The sequence below is a fragment of the Actinomadura sp. 6K520 genome (assembly GCF_004349245.1).
Lineage (GTDB): Bacteria > Actinomycetota > Actinomycetes > Streptosporangiales > Streptosporangiaceae > Spirillospora.
Genome location: NZ_SMLC01000091.1, coordinates 22,787 through 29,124, shown reverse-complemented (window position 1 = coordinate 29,124; position 6,338 = coordinate 22,787). Strand labels below are relative to the sequence as shown.

The 6,338-nt window shown below is 71.1% G+C and carries 7 protein-coding genes; 6 read left to right on the top strand and 1 reads right to left on the bottom strand.

The window, feature by feature from the left end; genetic code table 11:
- Positions 1 to 1,476, top strand: a 1,476-nt coding sequence (locus tag E1289_RS22840; protein ID WP_207929094.1) for a hypothetical protein, incomplete at its 5' end; no start/stop codon positions are given.
- A 28-nt stretch (positions 1,477 to 1,504) separates the two neighbouring features.
- The gene (locus tag E1289_RS22835) at positions 1,505 to 2,329 is read left to right on the top strand and encodes a glutamate ABC transporter substrate-binding protein (RefSeq protein ID WP_131983413.1); all 825 of its coding nucleotides are present in this window, start codon (positions 1,505 to 1,507) and stop codon (positions 2,327 to 2,329) included.
- A gap of 4 nt (positions 2,330 to 2,333) precedes the next feature.
- On the opposite strand, the gene E1289_RS22830 is transcribed toward E1289_RS22835, so the two are convergent.
- The gene (locus E1289_RS22830) at positions 2,334 to 2,702 is read right to left on the bottom strand and encodes an STAS domain-containing protein (RefSeq protein WP_243713082.1); all 369 of its coding nucleotides are present in this window, start codon (positions 2,700 to 2,702) and stop codon (positions 2,334 to 2,336) included.
- A gap of 388 nt (positions 2,703 to 3,090) precedes the next feature.
- Here E1289_RS22830 and E1289_RS22825 point away from each other — a divergent pair, with 388 nt between their 5' ends.
- The 4 genes from E1289_RS22825 to E1289_RS22810 all read left to right on the top strand — a co-directional run bounded on the left by E1289_RS22825 (position 3,091) and on the right by E1289_RS22810 (position 6,295).
- Complete coding sequence (locus tag E1289_RS22825; RefSeq protein WP_131983411.1) at positions 3,091 to 3,762, top strand: lysophospholipid acyltransferase family protein; 672 nt, start codon at positions 3,091 to 3,093, stop codon at positions 3,760 to 3,762.
- Positions 3,763 to 3,857: 95 nt separating this feature from the next.
- Positions 3,858 to 4,559 (top strand): hypothetical protein, encoded by a 702-nt coding sequence (locus E1289_RS22820; RefSeq protein WP_131983409.1) that lies wholly within the window; start codon positions 3,858 to 3,860, stop codon positions 4,557 to 4,559.
- 80 nt (positions 4,560 to 4,639) lie between these two features.
- Positions 4,640 to 4,843 (top strand): hypothetical protein, encoded by a 204-nt coding sequence (locus E1289_RS22815; protein WP_131983407.1) that lies wholly within the window; start codon positions 4,640 to 4,642, stop codon positions 4,841 to 4,843.
- Between the two features lie 93 nt (positions 4,844 to 4,936).
- Positions 4,937 to 6,295 (top strand): flotillin family protein, encoded by a 1,359-nt coding sequence (locus E1289_RS22810; RefSeq protein WP_131983405.1) that lies wholly within the window; start codon positions 4,937 to 4,939, stop codon positions 6,293 to 6,295.
- Positions 6,296 to 6,338: the final 43 nt, after the last annotated feature.

Below are 6,338 nucleotides of genomic sequence, written 5' to 3'. Positions count from 1 at the left end.
CCCCACCGGCGCCCCGCCCCGCCCGCCGGGACCGGGCAGCCGCGCACGGGACGCCTCAGGACGTTCGCCCGCGGCCGGTGGCTCCGCACGATCCCGGGCCGCATCGGCAGCCACGCGGTGCTGTGCCTGGCCGGGATCGTGGCGCTGCTGGCGGTGCTGACCGTCGCGATCGGGAACGCCCGCGACTCCGTCCAGACGATCGGCCATGACGCGGGCCCGCAGGTCGTCGCGACCGGCACCCTGTACTTCGCGCTCAGCGACATGGACGCGCAGGTGTCCAGCATCCTGCTGATCGGCCGCGACCACGACCTCGGCATCGGCCATGACGAGTCGCTGCGGCTGTACGAGCGGCGCCGCGCCGAGGCCGACGCCGCCGCGGTGGAGGCCGCGCAGCTCGCCGGCAGCGACCCCGCGCTGCGGCGCACCGTCCAGGAGGTGCTGGACGGCCTCGGCCGGTACGAGCGGCTCGTCGGACGCGCCATGGAACTCGACGCCCAGGCCGACCACGCGCCCGGGGAACTGCCCCAGGAGGTCATCGACGCCTACCGGCAGGCGACCGACCTGATGAAGATGCAGCTCCTGCCCAAGGCGTACAACATCACCCTGGACACCGGGGCGGACGTCCGGCAGGACTACGAGACGGACCGGTCGGCGGTCCTGACGGGGCGGACCTGGGTCGCGGTGACCGGCATCGTGGTGCTCCTGCTGCTGATCGCCACGCAGCTCTACCTGGCGCGGACGTTCCGCCGCGTCCTCAACCCCGCGCTGGTCCTGGCGACGCTCGCCACCCTGGCGCTCACCGCCGTCGGGACGGGTCTGCTGACCGCCCAGGCCGGGCACATCAGGAAGGCCAAGGAGGACGGCTTCGACTCGATCCTCCAGCTGTCCCGGGCCCGCGCGATCAGCCACAGCGCGTTCGCGGACGAGAGCCGCTACCTCCTCGACCCGGGCCGCGCCGACACCTACGAGCAGACCTACCTCGACAAGTCACTCGCGGTCATCCACCCGGACTTGGGCGACAAACCGGTGAACCTGGAGAACTACTACGCCGGGCTTGAGGAGAAGCTCGGCGCGTACAAGGCCGGCGGGGGCGACGTCCCGTTCCTCGGCTTCTTCGGCGACGAGGCGCGCACGGTCGAGCCGGGCCGCGAGTCCGCCGCCCTGCAGCGGACGCTCCAGGCGTACCGGGTCGTGCAGCGCAACGACGCGCGGATGCGGGAACTCGCGTCGTCCGGCGACCGCGCCGGGGCCGTCGACCTGCGGATGGGCCGCACCTCCGACGCGATCAGCGACTTCGGCGCCTACGACGCGGCGCTGACCGCGCTGACGGCCGTCCACCAGGACGCCTTCGACGACGCGATCAGGGACGCGGACGGCGGGCTGCGCGGCTGGAACGCGGTACCGGCCGCCGGCGCCGCCGCCATCGCCCTGCTGATCCTGGCGGGGATCCGTCCCCGGCTGGCCGAGTTCCGCTGAGGAGACGAATCCGTTGAGGGAGAGGGCCATGCGCGCCATCCGTGCCACCGCCGCCGCCGGTGCGTTCCTGCTCGTGGCCGGCCTGTCGGCCTGCGGCCTCGGCGGCTCCGAGAAGGACAGCGTCATCGACAGGAACTCCCTGGTCATCGGGGTCAAGGAGGACCAGCCGGCCCTCGGCGTGAAGCGTCCGGACGGCAGCTACGAGGGCTTCGACGTCGATGTCGCCGTCTACATCGCGGGCAGGCTGGGCGTCCCGAAGAACCGGATCACGTTCCGGACGACCAACTCGTCCGTCCGGGAGGAGGCTCTGGCCGACGGCACCGTCGACCTCATCGTCGCGACGTACTCGATCACGGCGCGGCGCAAGATGGAGGTCACCTTCGCCGGCCCGTACTACGTCGCGCACCAGGACACCTTCGTCCGCGCCGACGACGACTCGATCGACGACGTCCGGGACCTGAAGGGCAAGCGGATCTGCGAGGTGACCGGCTCCAACTCCTGGCGCCGCGTCATCGAGGAGCGCAAGGTCGCCGCGAAACCCGTCACCGTCGACACCTACGGCGCCTGCATGGACGCGCTGGCGTCCGGGAGACTGGACGCCGTCTCGACCGACGACCTGATCCTCGCCGGGTTCGCCGCGGGCCGCTCCGGCCGGATGATCAACGCCCCGTTCACCGACGAGAAGTACGGCGTCGGCCTCCGGAAGGGCGACCTGCGGGGCTGCGAGAGCGTCAACCGCGCCATCACCGCCATGTACCAGGACGGCACCGCCGAACGCCTGCTGAACAAGTGGTTCGGCGACTCCGGCCTCAAACTGACGACCAGCGTCCCCCAGTTCGAGGGCTGCACCTGACGGGTCAGCGAGTTGTGGAGGGCAGCGAGGCGATGGCTTCGCGAAGGGTGTCGTGGATGGGGATGAACTTGTCGATCCCGGTGATGCGGAACACCCGCTGGACCCGCGGGGGAAGTGCGACCAGCGCGACGGTGGTGCCGCGTTCACCGGCGCGGCGGTTGGCGGCGACGATCGCGTTCAGGCCCGTCGAGTCGCAGAACGTGACCTCGCGCATGTCGATGACCATGGGTTCGCCGGATTCGACGACCTCGAAGAGCGCCTCCTCGAACCGCGTGCGGGACACGACGTCGATGTCGCCCTGCACCCGGACGAGGGTGCACCGGTCGTCGCGCATCAGACTGATGTCGAAGTCCATGGTCACCTCACGCCCCATCCGGTGGTACCCCGACCGTCTCAGGTGACTCCTCAGGATTGCGCACCGGCGCCCGCATTCCAAGGACTTCCCGGGAAAGGACCTGCTCGCCCACTGGTGTGCCCCGGACCGTAACATGCCCGAGACGGCCGTCCGGTCTCCTGCACCGACCCTACCTGACGGATCGTCCGGAGCGCCCGGCCGCGCCCCGGGACATCCGGGAAACGGGGCAATAACTTACTCCAGCGAAACTTACCGAATAGTAGAAATGCTGGATAAGTGCCGCCATATGGGCCTTGACCTGCGGTTGGGCATTTCCTGACCTGACCGGCAAGGTGCACCGGGGGCGCTGACTCGGGCGCGGATCGGCGCAGACGTTACAGTGTCGTTGGCGAATTCGGGAGGCTGGATGTTCTACACGTTCATGACGCGCGTGGTGCGTCCGATCCTCTGGCTGCTTTTCCGCCCGCGGGTCGTGGGCGGCGACAACGTGCCGAGCTACGGTCCGCTCATCGTGGCGAGCAACCACCTGTCGTTCATCGACAGCTTCATCATCCCGCTGGCGGTTCCGCGGCCGGTCACCTACATCGCCAAGGCGGACTACTTCGAGGGCGGCGGCCTCAAGAAGCGCTTCGTCCGCTGGTTCCTGACCAACCTCGGCCACGTCCCGGTGCGCCGCGGCGCCCGGCGCGCCGCGATGGGCGCGCTGGAGCAGGGCGCCGAGGTCCTGGAGAACGCCGGCGCGTTCGCGATCTACCCGGAGGGCACCCGCTCCCCGGACGGGCGGCTCTACCGCGGCCGCACCGGCGTCGGCTGGCTCGCCCTGGAGACCGGCGCCCGGGTGCTGCCCGTCGCGCTGGAGGGCACCGAGAAGATCCAGCCGCTCGGCGCGTCGATGCCGCGGGTCTTCGGTCCCCGCCCCACCGTGCGGATCGGGCCCCCGATGGACTTCTCCCACTACCGCGACCTGCCGCCCGCCAAGGCCCGCCGCGCCATCGCCGACGAGATCATCGAGACGATCCAGAAGATGTCCGGCCAGGAGTACGCCGCCGAGTACAACGAGCGCGCCGGGAACGGCTGAGCCGAACGACGCCGAGCCGGACAACGCTGACCGGTTCGCCCGGAACGCGTGTCGTCCCGGGCGGCCCGCACCCTCCGCGCCGTAGGGTCACCGCCATGGCGCACAGGCTCCTCCCGATCATGCTGCTGGCGACGGCCGCCGCGGCCACCGCGTGCGGCGGCGGCGGTGAGCGCGCCCGTCCCGTGCACGGCACCGCCCCCGCCGAGGTCGCCGGTGTCGGCTACACCTCCGACCAGCTCGCCCAGGCCCTCCTCACCGAACTCCCCGGTTACCGGAAGGCCGGCGAACCCGACTCGGGTTCGTACGGCACGCTGCGGCCGATCCAGAACGCCGCCAGGCTGCAGCGCCAGACCGTCCTGGACAAGCCGCAATGCGGGACGGGCGGGACGGGCGGCCCGGACGGCACCGTTCCCGGCGACGTCCCCGCCGCCCTGGTCACCTTCGCCAAGAGCGGCCAGACCGTCACCCAGACCCTGATGGGCATGCCCGTCAGTGCCGCCGAGAAGCAGGTCAACGTCCGCGTCCCGGCCGGCTGCCTGCGGTTCCGCACCAAGGTCGGCTCCGAGTGGGCGAAGCACCGCGTCGTGGAGTCCCCGAAGGGCGACATCGGCGAGGGTTCCCGCACCGTCGGCGTCGCCACGACCAGTGGTGACACCAGCACCCGCACCTGGTACGTGGTGTTCCGCGGCCGCCACTACCTGGCCACGATCACCGTCTCCGGCCCCACCGCCACCCGAACCGAAGCCGAACGCCTCGCCCGCACCGCCCTGGGCCAGGCCGACCGCATTCTCCCGTAGCCGGAGGCACGTGACCCACTCCCGCGAACGCCCAGGCATTAGCCTTAGCCGTCAACTCCGCGACGAACAGGGGGCGTTCCTTGATCGGTAAGGAAGGCCGGGTCACCGGCAGGATCGGGCCCGGCCTGGTCGGGGAGGTCATGATCCCGGTGCGCGGCGGGGTCGAGGCGTTCTACGCCCATCCGGTGGACCCGCGCGAGGAGATCACCGTGGGGATGGTCGTGGTGGTCGTGGAGTACCACCCGCCGCGGACGGTGTACGTGGCGCCCGCTTTCGGCCAATAGCTCCGCAGGTCGAACCGTTCACGGGTGCGGCGCGTCTATGGGGCAACGCGGACGGATTCGACCCCCCCGCCCCAAAACAGAAGAGGAGGCCGTATGCCCGTGCTCGCCGTGGTCGGCGGCGCCGCAGCCGCGCTCATCGTACTGATCATCTTGTTCAAGCTCGTGTGGCGGGTCGCCGAGCCGAACGAGGCACTGATCATCTCCGGGCTGGGGGCCAGGTCCAAGCCCGTGGACGGGCTGGACAGCCTCGGATTCAAGATCGTGACCGGCAAGGGCACCGCCGTCCTGCCGGGCTTCCAGGTGGCCCGGCGGCTGCGGCTCGACAGCCGGGCGGCGAACCTCGAGGTGAACTGCGTGACGCAGCAGGGCATCCCGGTCAAGGTCCGCGGCGTGGTCATCTACAAGGTCGGCGACGACTTCGTGTCGATCGCCAACGCGGCGCGGCGCTTCCTGGAGCAGCAGGGCTCGATGGACGGCGCGATCCACGAGCTGTTCACCGGTCACCTGCGTTCGATCATCGGCAACCTCACCGTCGAGGACCTCATCCTCAACCGGGAGCGCCTCACCAGCGAGACCCGCATGTCCGCCGCCGACGAGATGAGCAAGCTCGGGCTGGTGGTCGACTCGCTGCAGATCCAGGAGATCGACGACGAGACCGACTACATCACCAACCTCGGCCGCCCGCACGCCGCCCGGGTCGCCTCCGCCGCCCGCATCGCGGAGGCCGAGCGCAACCAGGAGGCCACCGAGCGGGAGCAGGAGACCGAGCGGCAGAACGCCGCGGTGATCCGCGACACCGAGATGAAGAAGGCCGAGTACGAGGGCCAGGTCCAGCAGGCCGCGCAGCAGGCCCGCCAGGAGGTCATCCTCAAGGAGACCCGCAACGCGGAGCTGGAGGCGGAGCGGACCGAGAAGCGGCTGGAGAGCGAGATCCGCAAGCCCGCCGACGCCCGCGCGTACGAGCAGGTCAAGCTGGCCGAGGCCGAGCGCGAGGAGCGCATCGCGCAGGCGCAGGCGGCCGCGACGGAGATCCAGCTGCGGGCGGCGCGGGAGGCGGAGGCCACCCGCATCCTCGGTGAGGCCGAGGCGGACGCGATCCGGCAGAAGGGCCTCGCCGAGGCCGAGGCGATCAAGGCCCGCGCGGAGGCGCTGGCCGAGAACACCGACGCCGTCATCGCCCAGCAGCTCGCGGAGCAGTGGCCGCAGATCGTCGAGGCCGGCGCGGGCGTGTTCGGCAACGTCGACAACATGGTCGTGCTCAACGGCGCCCAGGGCGTCGAGGACATGCTCGCCAAGGCCCTCACGCTCGGCGGCACCGGCCTCGGCCTCGCCCGCCAGCTCCTCGGGAACATGAACGTCCAGAACGGGCACGCCCCGAACGGCACCGCGAACGGCGCGGCCGTCCCGGCCGCTCCCGTCGAGCTGCCCAAGGACGCCCCGAAGGACGACTGAACACCGGCCACCGGCTCACGGGCGGGCGCGTGCGGCGAGCGCT